Origin of the sequence: Streptomyces sp. NPDC020192, from assembly GCF_044388685.1 — a bacterium.
In the GTDB taxonomy this organism is placed as follows: Bacteria; Actinomycetota; Actinomycetes; order Streptomycetales; family Streptomycetaceae; genus Streptomyces.
In genome coordinates this window covers 25,512-44,178 of record NZ_JBIRXG010000011.1, presented here as the reverse complement: position 1 = coordinate 44,178, position 18,667 = coordinate 25,512, and the positions used below count along the sequence as shown (strand labels likewise).

General features: G+C 70.2%; 16 protein-coding genes and 3 pseudogenes. 11 read left to right on the top strand and 8 right to left on the bottom strand.

The features are described from left to right. Positions 1-69: 69 nt before the first annotated feature. The 4 genes from ACH47Z_RS21685 to ACH47Z_RS21670 form a co-directional block, all read right to left on the bottom strand. Positions 70-807, bottom strand: coding sequence for a YoaK family protein (locus tag ACH47Z_RS21685; RefSeq protein ID WP_399075975.1), 738 nt, complete (start codon positions 805-807; stop codon positions 70-72). After that, positions 788-1,312 carry a DoxX family protein gene (locus ACH47Z_RS21680; protein ID WP_399075973.1) on the bottom strand — a complete coding sequence of 175 codons (525 nt, stop codon included), beginning with the start codon at positions 1,310-1,312 and terminating at the stop codon, positions 788-790. Before ACH47Z_RS21680 ends, ACH47Z_RS21685 begins: the two co-directional genes overlap by 20 nt. Positions 1,313-1,366: 54 nt before the next feature. Then, entirely contained in the window at positions 1,367-2,029 is a 663-nt protein-coding gene (locus ACH47Z_RS21675) for a hydrolase (RefSeq protein WP_399075971.1), read from the bottom strand. Positions 2,030-2,158: 129 nt separating this feature from the next. Then, complete coding sequence (locus ACH47Z_RS21670) at positions 2,159-4,036, bottom strand: amidohydrolase (RefSeq protein WP_399075969.1); 1,878 nt, start codon at positions 4,034-4,036, stop codon at positions 2,159-2,161. Positions 4,037-4,321: 285 nt separating this feature from the next. On the opposite strand from ACH47Z_RS21670, the pseudogene ACH47Z_RS21665 reads away from it, so the two are divergent. Further along, positions 4,322-4,772 (top strand): annotated as a pseudogene (locus ACH47Z_RS21665) (alpha/beta hydrolase fold domain-containing protein). Here the strand turns inward: ACH47Z_RS21665 and ACH47Z_RS21660 are convergent. Beyond that, positions 4,741-5,880 carry a low temperature requirement protein A gene (locus ACH47Z_RS21660; RefSeq protein ID WP_399075967.1) on the bottom strand — a complete coding sequence of 380 codons (1,140 nt, stop codon included), beginning with the start codon at positions 5,878-5,880 and terminating at the stop codon, positions 4,741-4,743. The pseudogene ACH47Z_RS21665 and the gene ACH47Z_RS21660 sit on opposite strands and share 32 nt — an antisense overlap. A gap of 50 nt (positions 5,881-5,930) precedes the next feature. Next, a complete protein-coding gene (locus ACH47Z_RS21655; RefSeq protein ID WP_399075965.1) occupies positions 5,931-6,125 on the bottom strand; it encodes a hypothetical protein in 195 nt (64 codons plus the stop codon). Between the two features lie 238 nt (positions 6,126-6,363). Here ACH47Z_RS21655 and ACH47Z_RS21650 point away from each other — a divergent pair, with 238 nt between their 5' ends. The 4 genes from ACH47Z_RS21650 to ACH47Z_RS21635 all read left to right on the top strand — a co-directional run bounded on the left by ACH47Z_RS21650 (position 6,364) and on the right by ACH47Z_RS21635 (position 9,801). Then, positions 6,364-6,942: a Dps family protein gene (locus tag ACH47Z_RS21650; RefSeq protein WP_399075963.1), complete on the top strand. Its 579-nt coding sequence runs from the start codon at positions 6,364-6,366 to the stop codon at positions 6,940-6,942. Between the two features lie 54 nt (positions 6,943-6,996). Beyond that, positions 6,997-7,911, top strand: coding sequence for a LysR family transcriptional regulator (locus tag ACH47Z_RS21645; protein ID WP_399075961.1), 915 nt, complete (start codon positions 6,997-6,999; stop codon positions 7,909-7,911). Between the two features lie 151 nt (positions 7,912-8,062). Next, positions 8,063-9,190 (top strand): LLM class flavin-dependent oxidoreductase, encoded by a 1,128-nt coding sequence (locus ACH47Z_RS21640; protein ID WP_399075958.1) that lies wholly within the window; start codon positions 8,063-8,065, stop codon positions 9,188-9,190. Further along, complete coding sequence (locus ACH47Z_RS21635) at positions 9,187-9,801, top strand: FMN reductase (protein ID WP_399075956.1); 615 nt, start codon at positions 9,187-9,189, stop codon at positions 9,799-9,801. Before ACH47Z_RS21640 ends, ACH47Z_RS21635 begins: the two co-directional genes overlap by 4 nt. 334 nt (positions 9,802-10,135) lie before the next feature. Here the strand turns inward: ACH47Z_RS21635 and ACH47Z_RS21630 are convergent, their stop codons facing one another. Continuing rightward, a complete protein-coding gene (locus ACH47Z_RS21630) occupies positions 10,136-10,990 on the bottom strand; it encodes an NmrA/HSCARG family protein (protein WP_399075954.1) in 855 nt (284 codons plus the stop codon). A 246-nt stretch (positions 10,991-11,236) separates the two neighbouring features. On the opposite strand from ACH47Z_RS21630, the gene ACH47Z_RS21625 reads away from it, so the two are divergent. From ACH47Z_RS21625 to ACH47Z_RS21605, 5 genes and pseudogenes are all read left to right on the top strand, one after another. Then, a complete protein-coding gene (locus tag ACH47Z_RS21625; protein ID WP_399076434.1) occupies positions 11,237-12,190 on the top strand; it encodes a DUF5996 family protein in 954 nt (317 codons plus the stop codon). A gap of 80 nt (positions 12,191-12,270) precedes the next feature. Next, the gene (locus ACH47Z_RS21620; RefSeq protein WP_399075952.1) at positions 12,271-13,308 is read left to right on the top strand and encodes a metal-sensing transcriptional repressor; all 1,038 of its coding nucleotides are present in this window, start codon (positions 12,271-12,273) and stop codon (positions 13,306-13,308) included. Between the two features lie 7 nt (positions 13,309-13,315). Continuing rightward, complete coding sequence (locus ACH47Z_RS21615; RefSeq protein WP_399075950.1) at positions 13,316-14,032, top strand: lysostaphin resistance A-like protein; 717 nt, start codon at positions 13,316-13,318, stop codon at positions 14,030-14,032. A 140-nt stretch (positions 14,033-14,172) separates the two neighbouring features. Further along, positions 14,173-15,764: pseudogene (locus ACH47Z_RS21610) on the top strand (alpha/beta hydrolase). 240 nt (positions 15,765-16,004) lie between these two features. Continuing rightward, positions 16,005-16,493: a GAP family protein gene (locus ACH47Z_RS21605; protein WP_399075948.1), complete on the top strand. Its 489-nt coding sequence runs from the start codon at positions 16,005-16,007 to the stop codon at positions 16,491-16,493. A gap of 308 nt (positions 16,494-16,801) precedes the next feature. Here ACH47Z_RS21605 and ACH47Z_RS21600 read toward each other — a convergent pair. Continuing rightward, positions 16,802-17,089, bottom strand: a pseudogene (locus ACH47Z_RS21600) (DUF302 domain-containing protein). 186 nt (positions 17,090-17,275) lie between these two features. Between ACH47Z_RS21600 and ACH47Z_RS21595 the strand changes: the two are divergent. Continuing rightward, positions 17,276-18,640, top strand: a complete 1,365-nt coding sequence (locus ACH47Z_RS21595) for a rhodanese-like domain-containing protein (RefSeq protein WP_399075946.1) — start codon at positions 17,276-17,278, stop codon at positions 18,638-18,640. The last annotated feature ends 27 nt before the right edge of the window (positions 18,641-18,667 follow it).

The window sequence follows — 18,667 nt, the reverse complement described above, 5'->3', positions numbered from 1 at the left end:
TGAGCCCCCCTGGATCAGGGGGGCTCAGGCGTATCCGGTGCATTCCCGTGGGGCAGGCGGTCCCTGCTCTCAGGACGGTGGCCTCGTCCAGGCCGGGTCGCCGGCCGAAAGGCGGTGGGTGGTCACCGAGGTGACCGCCAGGAGCAGCAGGGCCAGGCCGAGGGTGAGCACGAGGTGGCCGTGCAGGACCAGTTGGGCTCCGACGAAGGCGCCGAGGAGCATCGCCAGCACGGACAGGATCCGGCGGCCGGGCCGTGGCGCCGCACCGCCGGCGGGGGTGGAGTCCGCGGCCAGCCCGGTCAGGGTCAGGGTGAGTACGGTCGTGGTGAGGTCCGGGACGCCGAGGCGTCGGGCGACCGCGTTCTGCAGCCCCATGGCGATCCCGAGGAACACGATCAGGGTGTACTGGACCCCGGTGGTGACCCGCCCGTCGGTGACCGCGGCGGCGGCCACGGTGACGGCGACCAGGACCGTCTGCACGGTGGTGGCCGTCTTCAGCAGGTTTCCGCGGTGCGTCGCGAACCGGGTGCCGAGCCTGCCTCCGGCGAGCGCGCCGACGAGGAACGCCGCCAGCGCGACGACGGAGGCGAGCGCGGAGAGGTTCGCGGCGCCTACCAGCGCGAACCCCAGGAACACCACGTTGCCGGTCATGTTGGCGACGAAGACGTGCCCGAGCGCCAGATAGCTCACCGCGTCGACCAGACCGGTGACCACCGTCAGCGTCAGCATCAGGGGAGGCAGCGGGCCGTGGCGGTCCTGTCGGGGTGGTACGAGTGTGCTGACCGCGTCACTCAGCAGCCTGCGCATACTGCTTCCTTTCCGATTCGTCGGACGGGCGGTGCAGCATCACGCGGGTGAGCAGTCCGCTCACCGGGCCGGCCACGATCGCGGGGAGGACGACCCAGAGCGGCCAGGGCGTGACGCCCAGCGCCCGGTCGAGCGACCACCCGCCGGGCCCGGTGAGGGCCAGTGCCGCGGAGACGACGACGAGGACCATCGGGTATTCGTAGCCGTCGTTCTGCACCCACAGGCCCTTGGGCCATTTGACGGTGCCCGCGACCGTCATCACACCCATGGCCGCCATCGCGGCCAGAGGCGTGAGCAGTCCGGCGGTCAGGAACAGGCCGGCCCCGATCTGACTGGCTCCCGCGACGATCGCGGTCAGCCGGCCGCCGCGGAACCCGTCGTGGCGGAACTCCTCGGTTCCGCCCGCCAGGCCATGGCCCCCGAGCCGGAAACTCACCTTCTGAACTCCGTGGCCGGCGATGAGAAGTCCCGCCACCAGCCGGAGGACCAACAGTCCAGCGTTCATCTCTTCCTGCCTGTTCCTGACTCCGTCCTTGACTGCTCTGCGAAGGACCGGGAATCAGCCGGCGGCGTGGGCCCCGATGACGGCCTGCGCGTAGACCATCCCGAGGCCGTAGGCGCCGCCGTGCTCCTTGACCACGTCGCCCACGGCGGCGTACGTCTCGGTGCGGGCCCAGTCACGCTGCAGCTCCAGCAGCACCTGCACCCAGGTCACCGGCACCGCGCCCGCCTGGACCATGCGCTGGATGGCGTGCTCGTGGGCCTGCGGGCTGACGCCGCCGGACGCGTCGGTGACGACGTAGACCTCGTAGCCCTGGGCAATGGCGGAGAGCACCGGCAGGACGATGCAGACCTCGGTCCACAGGCCGGCGAAGACCAGCTTCTTACGACCGGTGGCCTTGACCGCCTCGACGAAGTCGACGTCCTCCCAGGCGTTCATCGTGGAGCGGTCGATGATCTTCTGGTCGGGGAAGACCTCGGCGAGCTGCGGCAGGATCGGGCCGGAGAAGGACTCGGCGGCCACAGTGGTCAGCACGACCGGCACGTCGAACACCCTGGCGGACTTCGCCAGGCCGACGGTCGAGTTGATGATCGCGGTGCGGTCGCCGCTGCCGGTGCCGAAGAACATCTGCGGCTGGTGGTCGATGAAGAGCACCGCGCAGTTGTCCGGGGTGAGCAGGTCGGGGCTGGGGGCCGCGGTGACCTCGGAGATGTTGACCATGACAGGGCCTTTCCAGGTGTGTGGTGATCGCGGACGGGTGTCCGCTGTCGAGCGCAACCGCGCGGTGGCGGCGCGAGGTGGGGTGGTGTCCCGGGAGGGGCGGCTCGTGACCGGGCCCCTCCCGGGAGATCAGAGGGAGAAGCAGGGGTCGAAGAACGTGCTCGCTGTCTCCGGGGCCAGGCCGCGTCGGGCGCGCCACTGGCGGTGCTGCTCCGACTCGGTGACGGCCTGGCCGAGCAGTTCGGCCTGTCGGGCGCCCGACAGACCCGTACCGGGCGTGGCCTGGTAGCCGCCGAAGTGTGCCACCGGGCTCCAGTCGGGGCTGACCGGCGGCAGCTCCTCGTCCAGGCCCTCGTACTCTTCGGCGGCGTAGACGATCCGGCCACCGACGACCGTCAGCAGGGCCTCGATGTGCGCGATGTCCGGCTCGGGCACGGTGAAGTAGTCCTCGGACAGGACTGCCAGGTCACCGAGGAAGCCCGGGCGCAGGACGCCCTTGACGCCCTCCTCCCCGGTCAGCGCGGCACCCGCCTCGGTGAACATGGCCAGCGCGGTGCGGCGGTCGACCCGGTTGTGCGGCGGGCGGACGACCAGGTCACCCACGGTGCGGCCGGTGATGAGCCAGTGCAGGGCGACCCACGGGTTGTAGGTGGAGACCCGGGTCGCGTCGGTGCCGGCGCCGACGGTCAGTCCGCGTTCCAGCATGGCCCGGATCGGCGGGGCGTCCGCGGCGGCACCGGGACCGTAGCGGCGTACGAACGCCTCGCCCTGGAAGGACAGCCGGTTCTGCACGGACATGGCGCCGCCGAGGGCGGCGATGCGGTCGAGGCTGTCCGCGGAGACGGTCTCCGCATGGTCGAACAGCCACCGGTTGCCGGCCGGGAACAGCCCTTCCGCGGCGAGCTTCTCGAACACCGCCAGGTCCCGGCGGATCGTCTCGTCATAGGTGGCGTGCAGCCGGAATCCCCAGCCGTGCTCCATGAGAAGACGCACCGCCTTCTCGAACTCCGGCTCGTAGTCGCCGTGTTCGGGGCGCGGCTGGGCGAAGTTCTCGAAATCCGCCGCCGCCCATGTCAGATTCTCGCCCGCACCGTTGAGGCGCAGCCATTCGTCCCCGTCCTCGGGCCGGGCCATTTCGATCCAGCGGGTGAGATCGTCGATCTCCTGACCGGCGGTCTGCGGGAAGAGGTGATAGGCGATGCGCAGCGACAGCTGACCGGCCTTCGCCAGTTCGACGACCGTGCTGTAGTTCTCGGGGAAGTTCTGGAACCCTCCGGCCGCGTCGATCGCCGACGTGAGGCCGAACCTGTTCAGTTCCCGCAGGAAATACCGGGTCGAGGTCTCCCTGTGCTCCTCGTCCAGCACCGGGGCCTTGGCCAGGGTCGAGTAGAGGATGAGGGCGCTGGGGGCGGCCAGCAGCATGCCCGTGGGCTCGCCGTCCCTGCCCCGTACGATCTGGCCGCCCTTGGGGTCGGGCGTGTCCCGGGTGAATCCGGCGGCCTTGAGAGCCGCCCGGTTGAGCACCGCCGCCTGGTACAGGTGCAGGACGAACACCGGGGTGTCCGGCGCGGCGGCGTTCAGCTCGGCGACGGTCGGCAGCCGCCGTTCGGCGAACTGCTCGGCCGACCATCCGCCCACCACCCGCACCCACTGCCCCTTGGGCGTGCGTGCCGCCTGCTCGCGCAGCATCGCCAGGCCCTGACGCAGGGTGGGGACGCCGTCCCAGCGCAGCTCCAGTACGTAGTTGAGACCGCCCCGGATGACATGCAGATGCGCGTCGTTGAGGCCGGGGACCATCCGGCGGCCGAGTGCGTCGACCACCTTCGTGTCCGGGCCGACGTGGGGTGCGACGTCGTTGTCGTCGCCGACGACCGTGATGACACCGTCGCGGATGGCGATCGCCTCGGCCTGCGGGCGGACCGGGTCTCCGGTGTGGATCTTCGCGTTGCGGACGACCAGGTCCGCGGCATTGTCGGTGGCGCGGGGAACCAGCCCACCGACCGGCATCGTGGACACCTTTCGACAACCTCCTGCGGGATGAACGACGTCGAATGCATCTGCATCGACTTCCATGTGCGTCGACAGCGACGGGTTCGCATTCCGGGGCGGGCTACCGTGCACTGCACAGGCCCTGACCCGGCACCTCGGCTGCTGCACCGCCAGGCTATTTCGAGCCAAAGCGTCCCTTTGTCCCGGCAGTGCACTGGATGCGTTCCGACAGCGCACTGCCTGTCCGTGCACTCTGAGGACAACTCCGGTGCGCTCGTGGACAATCGCCGTCACGTCAGCGGCCTGGCGTGGCGATCGACGACTCGTCAGATCCCCGGGTCTGATGCCACCGCCAACCCGCCCTACCTCTTCGACCTGCCCCGGCGGAGGGCCGCGAGGCGGTCGACGAGGTGCAGATCGACGAGGAGTGGATCACCGCCTGGTGCGCGAACTCGCCGTAGGCGCGAACGCCGCCGTGGTGTTCCCCGAGTACGACCTGTCCCCCGAGGTCCGCTACCCGGTCGCCATCGAGCAGAACTGCACGGTCGCGACCTGGGTCGTCGAGCAGGGCGCTGCCAAGGGCCTGGACGGCTCCCGGCCGGCGGTGGCCGGCGACTCCGTCGGCGGCGACATGACCGCCGGCCTACGCCAACAAGCTGCGCGAGGCCGGTTCCCGGTCACCGCCGTGCGCTTCCAGGGCATCATCCACGACTTCGTGATGCTCAACGCCCTGCGCGAGACCCACGCCGCGTGACCACCGCGACCAGGCTCGCCAGAACCACACCGGCGACGAGCGCGGGTGCCGGGGACCAGGCGGCCGCCAGGACACCGGCCGCGGCGAGGGGAAACAGAATGCGTTCGGCCACGCGCCGTTGGTGTGGCCGCAGGTGCACCATCCAGACCGTGATCAGGAAGACGGCCGCCGGTCCGGTGACCGCGGCGCCGGCCGCAGTGGGTGAGGTCCCGGTGTGTCGTGTGACGTGATCGGCGTACGCGGCGAGGCCGGCGCCCTCGGCGGTCGCCGAGGCGAAGATCAGGTAGTGGCCATAGGCCCAGGGGAATCTCCTGCGGTGGGCCTGGTGCGTCGTGGCGAGCAGCGTGTGCGCGGGCCGGGCGAAGTACAGCCACCACATGGCGTAGGCCATGAGCAGTCCGCCGGCCGCCAGCACATACAGCGAACCGGTGCCGTGATGCCGGTCGAAAGCGCTGCGTACGGCGACGGTGGCGGCCGCGACGGACTCGCCGAGGACGATGAGGGTGAACAGTTCGTAGCGCTCGGCGATGTGATGCGGATGCCAGGGCGTCATCCCGGCGGACTGCGCCCACACGGGGACGGCCACCTCGGCCAGGATCATCACCACGATGCCGGGCAGCCGCGCCGGCACGGGAACGAGGAGCAGGCCCACCCAGCCGAGCTGGCAGACCGATACCCCGACGGCGAAGCGCAGCGTGGTGCTCCGCCGAACGGGATCGGACAGCGCGGCACGCAACCACAGCGCGGCCAGCGCCGTCCGCAGCACGACGTACCCGAGCGTGATGACGTACAGATCCCCGTCCTCGAACGCGCGGCGCACGCCGGCGGCGAGGACGAGCGATCCCGTGATCTGTACCAGCACCGTCAGCCGGTACGGGACGTCGTCCGGGTCGTAGGCGGAGGCGAACCAGGTGAAGTTCATCCACGCCCACCAGATGGTGAAGAAGACCAGCGAGAAGCGCAGGGCACCGCCGGCGTAGTCCCCTTCCGTCAGAGCCCCGCGCAGGCTCGTGGACGCCTGCGCCACCGCGACCACGAAGCACAGGTCGAAGAACAGCTCCAGCGAGGTGGCGGACCGGTGCGGCTCGCCGGGGTTGCGGCCCACCATGGTGCGCCGCCGCTTGGCGCCCGGGTCCGCCCGCAGGGTCGGGACGCGGTTCAGCGGAGGGCTCCCGGGGCCGCCTCGATCGTCCGGTGGAAGGTGGGACAGGTGCAGATCATGTGCCGAAGCCGGTCGACGGGTACCTCCGCATGGACGGCCACGTTCAGCCCGTACGACACCTCCCCGCCCGCGTACTCGCCGCCCGGCCCCAGCCCGACGACCACCACGTCCGCCTGCTCGTCCGTACTCATGCCTCTCCTTGTTCCGCCGGCACTCCGGCCTTGGGCCGTCCCACCGACGCTAGAGCTGCCGGAGAACCGCCCGAGTCCGCCGGCGCACGGAGGCTTGTCCGAGAGTGAACACCCGTCACGAGCACCGGACTCAGTGCGCCGGCAGGCACCACCACATGCACTGCGGGTCAAGCCATGCCTCGACCAGGCACCTAGCGTCACCGGAGTACGAACAACAGAGCACCGCAGGAGGCGGACCATGACCACCAACCCCCCATCCGCCCACAGCAGCCAGCCCTGGCTGCACCAGAAGGGCGAGGTCATCCAGGAGTTCGGGACCGTCAAGCAGTTCCCGGTCGCCCTGTCCTACGAGGCGCGGATGTACTCCTGCCAGCGCCTGAACAAGGTCCTCGCGGACACGCAGATCCTCTACGGCCTCTACAAGAAGCACCACTGGCTGATGCGCGGCGCCACCTTCTACCAGCTGCACCTGGTCCTGGACAAGCACGCAGGCGAACAGCTGGAGATCATCGACACCATCGCCGAACGCGTCCAGTCGCTGGGCGGCGTGGCGGTGGGAGATCCGCGGCACGTCGCCGAGATCACGTCGATCCCGCGGCCCCCGGACGGGGTGGAGGAGGTGCCGGCCATGCTGTCCCGGCTGCTGGAGGCCCACGAGACCATTCTCATCGACGCCCACGACGCCACCGCACGGACCGCCGAGTGCGGTGACGACGGCACCATCGACCTGCTGGTCTCCCAGGTGATCCGGACCGGCGAACGGCAGGCGTGGTTCCTGGCCGAGCATCTGGTCGACACACCGCTGGTGCGTGCCTGACCGACGGCCTACGACCACTGTCCCCGCCCATGTGAGCCCTGCCGTCCGCATACGATGCAGCGAAGATCGAAGCCGGCGCTGCTTGACCGGGAGCGGATGATGGATCTGCGGCAGATGGAGGTCGTCGTCGCGGTGGCCGACGCGGGCGGTTTCACGGCGGCGGCACGGCGGCTGCACGTGGTCCAGTCCGCCGTGTCCAGCACGGTCCGCGCCCTCGAACGCGAGCTGGGCACCCCGTTGTTCGACCGCACCACACACCGCGTCGCCCTCACCCCGGCCGGCGAGGCGTTCGTCCCCGCCGCACGCGCGACACTCCGGGCCGCCGAGCTGGCACGGGAGGCCGTCGATGCCGTACGGGGGCAGCTGCGCGGGCGGGTGACGGTCGGCACGATGCAGGGGGTGTGGGCGGGACTCCACCACGCCCTGGCCGCGCTGCGTGCGGAACATCCGGGCGTGGTCGTGCACCTGCGACAGGCGGCCGTCGCCGACATCCGGCAGGCACTGCGCGACGGCACGGTGGACCTGGCCGTGGTCGCGCTGGACCGCCAGCAGCAGCGCGGGCTCGCGACCCGGCTGCTGTCCCGCGAGGACATGGTGCTGCTGGCGGCGCCCCGGCGGGTGCTCGCCGGGGCCACACCGAACGGCGAGGTCCGGCTCGCCGACATCGCCCGGTTGCCCCTGGTGGACTTCACACCCGGCTGGGCCATCCGCTACGCGGTCGACCGGGCCTTCCGGGCCGCGGGCGTCGACCGTGGCACGACGTTCGAGGTGAACGACATCGGCGCGGCGGCCGAACTGGTCCGGGGCGACCTGGGCGTCTGCATCATGCCCAAGTCGATCGCGGACCGCTTCCCCGATCTGCCCCAGTACCGGTTCGACCGGCACGCACCGACCTGGAAGATCATGGTGGTACGGCCTCCCGGCGAGGCACCCCCGGCGGTCGCCGCGCTGCTGCGCCACATCACCTGACGGCTCGGGACTCAGCGTCTCCTCCCCGATGACCAGGGCACCCCGGGAAGAACGCTGTGGGACCACTTCCCGTGCGCGCACGGTCATACCGGCCACACCGTGAACTCCTACCGTTCGAGAACCACTCAATCACCCGATAACCGGAGGAACCTTGCAGTTCGGGATCTTCAGCGTCGGCGACGTCACACCGGACCCCACCACGGGACGGACCCCGACCGAGCACGAGCGCATCAAGGCCATGGTCGCCATCGCCCAGAAGGCCGAGGAGGTCGGCCTGGACGTCTTCGCGACCGGCGAGCACCACAACCCGCCGTTCGTACCGTCCTCGCCGACCACGATGCTCGGCTACATCGCGGCGAAGACGGACAAGCTGGTCCTCTCCACCGCCACCACCCTCATCACCACCAACGACCCGGTGAAGATCGCCGAGGACTACGCGATGCTCCAGCACCTGGCCGACGGGCGCGTCGACCTGATGATGGGCCGCGGCAACACCGGCCCGGTCTACCCCTGGTTCGGGCAGGACATCCGCCAGGGCATCAACCTCGCCATCGAGAACTACAGCCTGCTGCACCGCCTGTGGCGCGAGGACGTTGTCGACTGGGAGGGCAAGTTCCGCACCCCGCTCCAGAGCTTCACCGCCACGCCACGGCCGCTGGACGGCGTACCGCCGTTCGTCTGGCACGGCTCGATCCGCTCACCGGAGATCGCCGAGCTGGCCGCCTTCTACGGCGACGGCTTCTTCCACAACAACATCTTCTGGCCCGCCGACCACACCAAGCGCATGGTCGAGCTGTACCGGACCCGCTTCGCCCACTACGGCCACGGCACACCCGAGCAGGCGATCGTCGGGCTCGGCGGCCAGGTGTTCATGCGGCGCAACTCGCAGGACGCGGTGCGGGAGTTCCGGCCGTACTTCGACAACGCGCCGGTCTACGGCCACGGGCCCTCGCTGGAGGACTTCACCGACCAGACCCCACTGACCGTCGGCTCCCCGCAGCAGGTCATCGAGAAGACGCTCACCTTCCGCGAGTACGCCGGCGACTACCAGCGCCAGCTGTTCCTCATGGACCACGCCGGGCTGCCGCTGAAGACCGTCCTGGAGCAGCTCGACATGCTCGGCGAGGAGGTCGTACCAGTACTGCGCAAGGAGTTCACCGTCGGCCGCCCCGCGGACGCGCCGGAGGCGCCGACCCACCAGTCCCTGCTCGCAGCGACTGCGGAAGCCACTCCGGTAGCCGCTTCGGAAGCCGCTTCGGGAGGGATGACCGCCGCATGAAGCTCGTCGCCGTATCCGCGGGTCTGAGCACCCCCTCCTCCACCCGCCTGCTGGCGGACCGTCTCACCGACACGGTCCGCGACGAGCTCGCCGATCAAGGCCACAAGGCGGACGTGGATGTCATCGAGTTGCGTCCCCTGGCTGTCGCCATCGCCAACAACCTCGTCACCGGATTCCCCCCACCGCAACTGGCCGGCGCGATCGAAGCGGTGACGAGCGCCGACGGCCTGGTCACCGTGACACCGGTGTTCAGCGCCTCGTACAGCGGGCTGTTCAAGTCCTTCTTCGATCTGATCGATCCGGGTGCCCTCACGGGCAAGCCGGTCCTGATCGGAGCGACGGGTGGCACTCCCCGTCACTCTCTCGTCCTGGAACACGCGCTGCGCCCGCTCTTCACCTACCTGCGGACCGTGGTCCTCCCGACCGGCGTGTACGCGGCGTCGGAGGACTGGGGTTCAGGCAGCGACGCGCACACCGAGGGCCTGCCCGCGCGCATACGCCGGGCGGGCCGGGAGATGGCCTCGATCCTGGTCGCCAGAGCAACCGATCCCCTGCCCGAGGACGACCTCACCTTGTCCAAGAAGCAGCTCTCCGATCTGCGCTTCGACTGAGCACGCCTGCGCACCTGCGGCCTGCGCTCAGCCGTTCGTCCAGGTCCGTGTTCCCGCTGAATCCAGAGGCGTCGGTGATCCTCAACCGGGCCCGGGGATGGGGTCGTTCCTTGCGGACGATCAGCCACATGCCCTGTGGCCGGCCGCTGAGCAGGTCCCCGGTGAGTTCGGCAACGCCGGCAGCGGATGCGGACACTCCGGGTTGACCACCGCCAACGCATCGGCGGTGGCGCCGAGGCCGGACTCCCGCCGGACCTGTTCTCCCAGTGCCTCGGACAGGCGCTTCTCCATCTGCTGCCGCGGGCGGCGGACGCCCCGCGGACAAGGCGACCTGTCATGGTGCCGATGCGAAGGTGCTCTCGGCCCAGTCGGCGAACGACGTCCAGTGCAGATCGGGATGGGCGGCGTGCAGCGCCGGCACGTCGACGCGGTAGCCGTGGCCACGCAGGAACGCCCACATCGCGCGCATGTCGTCGTTGCCGATCTCGTCGAGCTGCACTTCGTTGTGGCGAACGGTCCGACCGAGCGCCGTGCTCAACGTGGCAGCCATGTCACCGGGCGTGGGGGCGTCGCCGGCGAGCTCGATGCGCTGTCCGATGAACGTGTCAGGTGCGGCGAAGACGGCGGCGGTGAACTCGCCCAGGTCGGGGCGTGCCAGTTGTTGCAGCGGGCGGTCCGGGGGCAGCGGCAGATCGAGCACCCCCTGGAGGATCCGATCCACGTCGCCGAGGGCGTTGTCGAAGAAATAGGTGGGACCCAAGATCGTGTAGGGCACCCCTCCTGCGGCCAGTTCCCGTTCGATCACTGCCTTGGTCTCGAAGTGCGGCACGCCAGTGTCCTGGTCGGCACCTGCGACGGAGCTGAAGACCAAATGCGGCACACGGGCCTCATGGGCTGCGGTGAGAATGGCCCGGCCCTGTGCGATCTCGGCGGCCGGCCCTGACTCGAAGGGCGTGGTCATCGCAAACACGCCGGCTACTCCCCGCATGGCTGAGACCAGGGACTCCCGGTCCCCGAGATCTCCGCCAACAACCTCGACGTCGCGGGCGGCCAGGCGCCGGGCCGAAGCGGATTGAAGGTTGCGGACCATGCCACGGACGGCCACACCGCGGGACAGCATCGCGCTGACGACGGCACTGCCCTGCCCCCCGGTGGATCCGAGTACCAGCACCGGCTGGTCGACATTCATGATGAAGCCTCCTTCCGAATCGGCCCTACAGGAATCGTCGCCTCTGGTGAGGCTGGGCCGTTGGATCACTGTCCTGGCGAGGCGGGCACAGCGGCTGCTCGTGGAGCATGCCGAGCGTTCCGGTCCGATGGCCGGTGAGGCGCCCGGTTGCCTGATTCTTCGGCTGAGGGCAGCGTGGTCGGTATCGGTCAGCTGTCCTGGGAGGAGTGTGCTGTGGCCATTGTCTCCCATGGGGCGTCGCGGACGATGTGGCCGCGGCTGCGGGTCGCCGACTGGACCGAGACCCGGGAAACACTGCACATGTGGGCCCAGATCGTCGGCAAGATCCGGCTGGCCCACGCGCCCCTGGTCAACCACTGGTGGCAGGTCACCATGTACGTCAGCCCGCGCGGCCTGACCACGTCGGTGATTCCCTACGGCTCAGGGGGCTTCGACATCGAGTTCGACTTCCACGACCATCAGCTGTGTGTCCGCAGCAGCGACGGCGCCAGCCGCAACGTGGGCCTGGAGCCGAGACCGGTGGCTGACTTCTACCGCGCGACGATGCACGCCCTGGGTGACCTGGGAATCGAGACAAAGATCCAGGCGTCTCCGAATGAGGTGGACCCGGCGATTCCCTTCGATGAGGACTACCAGCACGCTTCCTACGACCCGAGCGCCGCACAGCTCTTCTGGCAGCAGTTGCTGCAGGCAAACCGGGTGCTGGGGGAGTTCCGCTCGTGCTTCGTCGGCAAGGTCAGCCCAGTGCACTTCTTCTGGGGTGCCATGGACCTGGCCTGCACGAGGTTCTCAGGACGGGCCGCCCCGCCGCATCCTGGCGGCGCCCCGAACTGCGGTGACTGGGTGATGGTGGAAAGCTACTCCCGCGAGTTGAGCAGCTGTGGTTTCTGGCCCGGCGGCGGTGAAGAGGGGGCCTTTTACTCGTACGCCTATCCCGAGCCGGATGGCTTCGCCGCGCAGCCGGTCACCCCGGCCGACGCGTTCTACAGCCCTGACCACGGTCAGTTCCTTCTCCCGTACGAGGCGGTGCGTACTGCAGCCGACCCGGACCGGGTACTGGCTGGTTTCCTGCACACGACCTACGAGGCTGCTGCGGAACGCGGCGGCTGGGACCGGGCGGCCCTGGAAGAGGACCCGAACCGGTGGCGACAGCACCGCAGATCATCACCCACGGTGAGCGTGCATGACGATCGGCAATGACCTGGCGGCAGCGGTGGACCGGCCCGAGGTGGGGGCCGTCCCGTGGCACCCCTGAGTCCCGGGACGTAAGCGCTACGTTCGTGGGCCACACGCGGCGACTGCGAGCAAAATGCCTGGGTCGTGCTTGCGCAGGGGACTTCGGCCTGCCGCATGCCGGACTGGAGGACCTGTCCCATCTGGTCCTGCCGGCCGGCGGCATGGCGCTGGTCGCGTTCTGCGACACGATGGCCAACGCCCGCAGCTACGCCGCCGCAGGCGGCTATGGGGTCAGCGGGGAGCGGGAGCTGGCGGCCCTGGGAGCTGCGGATGTCGTGGCGGGCCTGTCGCAGGGCTTTCTCGTGTCCAGCAGCGGTTCGCGGACCGCTGTCGGCGAAGAAGCCGGCGGCCGCTCACAGCTGGTGGGGTTGAGTGTGGCCGTGCTGGTCGCGGTGTTCGCGGCGGTCGGCACACCGCTGATCCAGCCGCTGCCCACGGCCGTGCTCAGCGCGGTCGTGGCGGCCGCGGCGATGAACCAGCTGAGCGTGCGCCGCATCAGAGGGCTGCGCATGGTGCATGACAGCGAGGCCGCGTTGGCCGTGGCGGCGATGGTCGGCGTGATCGCGCTCGGGGTCCTGAACGGGCTGGGCGTGGCGGTGTTGCTGTCGATCGGGCTGTTCGTCCACCGGTCGGTGCGGCCGCACGACGCAGTGCTGGGGAAGACGCCGGACCTGGACCGTTTCCACGACATCGAGGTGCACGAGCAGGTGGAGACCGTGCCAGGCCTGATCGTCTACCGGTTCGATGCGCCGCTGTTCTTCCCGAACGCCCCGCTCCTTCCGGCAGCGGGTCCGGACCGTGGTGGCCGCCGCGGAACACCGGCCGACGCCGTCACCCCGGTCATGCAGCCCGGCTCGCCGATAGTCACCGGCGAGGTGATCAAGCGGCTGCGTCACGCCGAGGGGCAGCTCCACGGCGTGATCGCCATGCTGGAGTCCCGTCGGGACCGTGTCGACGCCCCCACCCTGCTCGCCGCAGCCGCCCGGTTCGTCGGCTCGCCGGTCTGGGCGCTCCATGCCGGTCCAACAGGAAGTGCCTTCCGTGTCCGGCTGCCGGGCCGCGGCCCGGCAGCCGTAGCCTGAGTTTCTGATGCGTCTTCGCCGTCCGGTGTCCTCCAGGATCGTTCTGCCGTCAGTGGTGGCGGTGCTGGTCCTGGTGAACCTTGCTGAGAACGGGCGCCTGCCCTCTCTGGGCCTGGCCAACGCCGTCATCGCGATCCTGCTGCTCAGCCTGATGGTGTGGTGGGCCGGCGGGACCCGGGACGACGTGGGTCTGGGGAGGGGGACGCTGTGGCGCGGCGCGCAGTGGGCGTCGGCTCTCGTCGGCATCGTGGCAGCGGTGTACCTCATCGGAGCCTTGCTGCCGTTCACGCGGGAACTCTTCTCCGACTCGCGTACCAGGCACCTGGCCGGAGGCGAGGTGGCTCTGCGCATGTTCGTGAAGGTCCCGCTGGGTACCGTGCTGCTGGAGGAGTACGCCTTCCGGGGGGTGCTGTACGGGCTCATCCGGCGCTCCCGCGGCGTTCTGGCCTCGACTGCGGTCTCGTCCGTACTGTTCGGCCTGTGGCACGTCCTGCCCTCCCTGTCTCTGGCCACGGAGAAGCCCGCACTTACCGCGGTCTTCGGCCACGCTCCGACCGGGGCTGTCGTGGCCGACATCGGTGCGGTGCTCTTCACCGCTGCTGCCGGTGTGCTCTTCTGCGAGCTGCGCCGCCGCAGTGACAGCCTGCTGGCACCGATCGGACTCCACTGGGCCACCAACGCCCTGGGCTATCTCGCCGCATTCGTGCTGGCACGGACGCGGTAGCCAGCGAGCTGGGAACGGCTGGCACCGCGCCGACCCTCGGGCGACGATGGAAGAGCCCGGTTCCGCAGGGCCGCTGACGTCCCGTCCGGACGAACCGGACGGGTGCGTGGGCCGCACCCCCCGACTGATGGATCGCCGCTGTGAACACGATCGACGAGTCCCCGGACCCGGGCGACGGGCCCGACAAGACGGTGACGGCACGGTCGCGGTCGTCGAAGAAGCACCGGAAGCTCGGGTCCTTGACTCTTCCCGGCTGCTGGGGGGCGCTGGTGGCCTCCTGTCTGTCCTTCACGCCGTCGCTGCTGCCCCGGGGCGGTGTCATCCAGGGCGTGGTGTGGGGCATCAGTGCCGCTATCGGTTACGCGGTCGGGGTGCTGTTGGCGTCGATCTGGCGGGCCTTCGCCGACCGGGATCCGCGCCCGCCCCGGGCCTGGTCCTGGCGTGCGCTGCTGATCTGCGCGGCCGTGCTGTTGACCGTGTTCTTCGGGCTCGGACAGTACTGGCAGTACCTGATCCGTCACATGATGGGCGTGACCGAGTACACCATGTGGCTGGTCGTCCTGTCGCCCTTCGTCGCGGTGGCGGTGTTCTGGCTGATCCTGCTGATCGGGCGGGGTATCCGGGGTGGATTCCGCTGGACGGCGGACCGGCTCGGACGCTGGATCGGGCGCAGCGCGGCAAGGACGGTCGGCTGGCTCCTGGTAGCCGGCGTGACGTACCTGGTCATCACGGGCCTGCTGCTGCAGGGTTCCGTGGCTCTCGCCAATCAGGTGTTCTCGGTGCGTGACAGCGCCACCCCCGAGGGGGCGCACCAACCCACCAGCTCACTTCGATCGGGCGGGCCGGGGTCGCTCGTGCCGTGGGATTCGCTGGGGCGGCAGGGGCGCGGGTTCGTCGGGGCCGGGCCGTCGCAGGCAGACATCGTACGGCTCACCCACCGTCCGGCCATGGAGCCGATCCGCGCCTACGCCGGGCTGGGGTCCGCGGGCGACACGGAGGCCCGCGCCGAGCTCGCGGTCGCGGACCTGGACCGAGCTGGCGCGTTCCGGCGGAAGAACCTGCTGGTGGTGACCACGACCGGGAGCGGCTGGGTGGACCCGGCGTCGGTCGACTCGTTCGAGTATCTGTCGGGCGGAGACGCCGCGACGGTGGCGATCCAGTACTCCTACCTCCCCTCGTGGATCTCGTACCTGGTGGACCAGTCCAAGGCCAGGGAGGCCGGCCGGGACCTGTTCGACGCGGTCTACGGTGTCTGGTCGCGCCTGCCCCAGACGAGCCGGCCGAGGCTCTTCGTCGCAGGTGAGAGCCTGGGCTCCTTCGGCGCTGAGACGGCGTTCAGCGGAGAGAACGACCTTGCCAACCGTACGGCGGGCACGCTGTTCGTCGGCCCACCCAACTTCAACGCGCTGTTCCGCGAGTTCACCGACCACCGGGACCCCGGCAGCCCCGAGATCCAGCCGGTCTACAAGCACGGGCGGACAGTCCGTTTCACGAGCGACCCGAGCGCGGCGATCCCACCCTCAGGCCAGCCCTGGGACAGGGCATGGTCTGGATCCCGTTCGTGACCTTCTGGCAGGTGAGCGCTGATCTGCCGTTCTCCACCGGTGTGCCGGCCGGCCACGGTCACACGTACGCGGCCCAGTACGTGGACGGTTGGAACACGGTCCTGCGGCCGTCCGGCTTGTCCGCCCAGGACCTGGACAATCTCAAGAAGATCATCGCCCGCGAGTGACGCCCCGAGGCAGGGGTGGGGGGCGCTGATCGCCTTCGTTTTCGCCGTCCCTGAACCTGGCGGGGGCTCGACGGTGTCTGCGGGTGTGGTGGACAGGGGTTTGTGCCTAAGGTGACGTAACGGGTGAGCCCGTTGTCGTGTGGCCCTCGTTGCCCTCGCCGGAAGTGCTGGACCTCCCGGGGGCATCCCCTCAGGGGCGTCAGAACTCAGCGGCGTAACACGCAGAGAGGACGACGCCGCATGGGTAGCGCGATCGGTCAGCTGCTCAGCGCTGCCGTCGGCGTGGCCATCAGCCCACTGCCGATGATCGCGCTGGTCGTGATGCTCGCCACGCCGCACGGTCGGGCCAACGGGATCGCCTTCGTCACCAGCTGGATGGCTACGCTGGCCACTGTCGGCGTGATCATGCTGGTGATCGGTCGTGGCGCCCATGCGGGCGGGAAGCCCGCCACGTGGACCCTGTGGCTCACGCTCGCACTGGGGGTGTTGTTCGCGCTGCTTGCCGTCAAGCAGTGGCGAGACCGGCCACGGCCCGGCGAGGCGGCCGAGCCGCCGGCGTGGATGGCCAAGGCCACCCCCAAGACCCTGCGCTACCGCATCCTCCACGTCCCCGCCCGGGTGGTGCGCGGCCAGCGCAAACGCCGCCTCAAGATCCCGACCACCTGGCCCTGGGCAGCGGCGATCGTGCGGGCCTTCGCCCGCATCCTCGCCCTGCCCCGGCCCACCTGACCGACGCGGACCGCCCCCGCGAGCGCCGGGAGGAGGACACCGCACACCCCGGGCCAGTGGAACCCGGCGTCATCCGGCACGACAGCCGACGCGCGCCCCTGACCGGCACCGCCCGCAGACAGGGATCAACGCGACATCACGGGCGCGAGATCAACTTCTGGCACCCGTGAAACAGCGAGGCTCGTCTACGCCTTCCACGGCCGACTGAACCCAAGCAACCGCCGATCACCTCAACAACCAAGATCAGCCGTTAAGTTGGCACTCCCGCACGCGGGGCCGCCGCGGGGACCTGCCGGGTCGGGCATGTGTCAGCGTCCTTTGTCCGCGTCGGTCCCCGTGAGGGAGGCGAGAGCGGCGTCGAGGCGGCGGGTAAGCCTCCTCGGCGACCGGGCGGAGGGCGTCGAGTCCGGTCAGGGCCACCATCGTCTGCGGACCGGGGGCCCTGACGGCGGTGCGGTCGCCGTCGGTGCGGACGACCACGTCGTCGCCTTGAGGGTGGCGGTGACGTCGATCTCGGTGAGGACGCCGAAGCCCTGGCCGGCGAGGGCCTCGCGAACCCGGGTGACGGCGGTAACGAAGTCTGTGTCGAGGTGCACCGTGCGGTCGTAACGCGTGGGGTTGGCCCTTCCTGTTCGCTTGCCCGGCGAGGACGGGTGTCCAGCTGCGGGCCAGGCATCCGTGACCTGCTTCACAGCCATGCCCTTCGGAATACCCCCTGGGGTATCAATGTTACTGTCGACATATACCCCCAGGGGTAATTCTTCACTGGAAGGGAGTACGCCGTGTTCTTCATCGACACCCTTGAGGTCGCCGGGCTCGGCAACCGCAGCTATCTGGCCGGCGGCGAGCGGACGGCGGTGGCGGTCGATCCGCCGCGGGACATCGAGCAGGTGATCGCGGCGGCGGCGCGGCGCGGGGTGCGGATCTCGCATGTCGTCGAGACGCACGTCCACAACGACTACGTCACCGGTGGCCTCGAGCTGGCCCGGGTCACGGGCGCCGCTTACCTCGTCCCCGCCGGGGCTCACGTCTCCTACGAGCGTGTGCCCGTGCACGACGGTGACCGCTGGGAGATCGGGGGAGGGTCCGGCCTGGTGCTGCGGGCGCTGGCCACTCCCGGTCACACTCCGCACCACACCTCCTACGTCCTGGAGGCGGACGGCACGGAGGTCGCGGTGTTCACCGGCGGCTCGCTGCTGATCGGCACCGTCGGCCGGCCCGACCTGGTCGAACCGCGGCTGACCGAGCACCTCGCCCGCGCCCAGCACGCCTCCGCGCACCGGCTGGCCGCCGAGCTGCCCGACGAGACGGCGGTGCTGCCCACCCATGGCTTCGGCAGTTTCTGCTCCTCCTCCCAGGCGGAGGGCGAGTCCACCACTATCGGCAAGGAGAAGGCGGCCAACGAGGCGCTCACCCGGGACGTGGACGCCTTCGTCGCGGACCTGCTGGCCGGCCTGGACGACATCCCCGCCTACTACGCCCACATGGGCCCGGCCAACGCCGACGGACCGGCGCCGGTCGACCTCACTCCGCCCGCGGTCGCCGACGCCGAGGAGATCGCCGACCGACTGGCCGCCGGCGAGTGGGTGGTCGACCTGCGCAACCGTGTCGCCTTCGCCGAGAACCACCTCGCGGGTTCCTTCAATTTCGAGGCCGAGGGGCAGCTCGCCACCTACCTGGCCTGGCTGATCCCGTGGGGCAAGCCGGTGACCCTGCTCGCCGAGTCGCCCGAGCAGCTCGCCGCCGCCCAGCGCGAGCTGGTCCGCGTCGGCATCGACCGCCCGGCCGCCGCGGCCACCGGGGCGCCGACCGGCTGGGTGCGGGACGGCGAGGCCCTCGCCTCCTTCCCGAGGGCCACCTTCGCCGACCTTGCGGCGCGCTCCGGGGACGGCGTCGTCGTCCTGGACGTCCGCCGGGCCTCCGAACGGGCGGCCGGCTTCATCGAAGGCTCTGTGCACATCCCCGTCCATGCCCTGCACTCCCGTATCGGCGAGGTGCCGGCCGGTCAGGTGTGGGTGCACTGTGCGGGCGGTATGCGCGCCGCCATCGCCGCGTCCCTGCTGGATGCGGCCGGCCGGGAGGTGGTGGCCGTGGACGACTCCTTCGCCTCAGCCGAGACGGCCGGGCTCACCGTCGGCGCCCCATGACCAGGCCGGAGAACCGAGGACGAACAG